Here is a 713-nt window from a genome sequence, read left to right as displayed (position 1 = left end):
AACAGCGCCGGCCAGCTCATGGATGACCCCAGCGATACGGACAACTGCAACTATAATTTTGTCAAGCTGCATGCGGTTGGAAAGGGTGAGGCTACCGTCTCCGTAACGGTGACGGATCAGCAGGGCAGCCTGGGCAGCGTGACCGAGACCTTTACCGTCCAGGTCATCGACCCGGAGTACGACGGAACCCAGCGCACCGTGATCGATTTCTCCCAGGGCTGGAAGTTCCAGATGCAGCAGGACATGCCCACGAAGCCCGAGGCCGGCCAGGTGCCCACTGTGGACGGCAACGGCGAGTGGGATGACGTCAGCATCCCCCACTGCTGGAACGCCGATGACGGCGCCAACGGCGGCAACGACTATGTCAAGGGCATCGGCTGGTACATCAAGACCTTTACCGATGAAGAAGTATCCGCGCTGCTCCAGGGCGGCAAGCACATCTATCTGGATGTGGGAGCCGCGTGCAAGATCAGCGAGACCTATGTCAACGGCCAGCATGTGGGCCGCCACGAGGGCGGCTACTCCCGCTTCCGCTATGACATCACCCAGTACCTGAACCAGGAGGGTGAGAATACGGTCGCCATCAGCGTGGACAACAACGTCAATAACCTGACGCCTATGTCCGGTGACTTTACCGTGTTCGGCGGGCTGTACCGCGACATCAGCCTGGTGGCTGTGGGCGATGTGCACATGGACCTGGATCAGGAGACCGC

1 protein-coding gene is annotated in these 713 nt (G+C 60.4%); it reads left to right on the top strand.

The genetic code is table 11. From position 1 onward, the window contains the following. Window positions 1-713: sugar-binding domain-containing protein (locus tag WMO45_RS13640; protein WP_349141440.1), on the top strand; the 713-nt coding region annotated here is incomplete at both ends.

It is taken from the genome of Flavonifractor hominis, assembly GCF_040095835.1.
Taxonomy (GTDB): Bacteria; Bacillota; Clostridia; order Oscillospirales; family Oscillospiraceae; genus Flavonifractor; species Flavonifractor hominis.
Note: the sequence above shows the minus strand (reverse complement) of the source record. Positions and strands in the feature narration are given on the sequence as shown.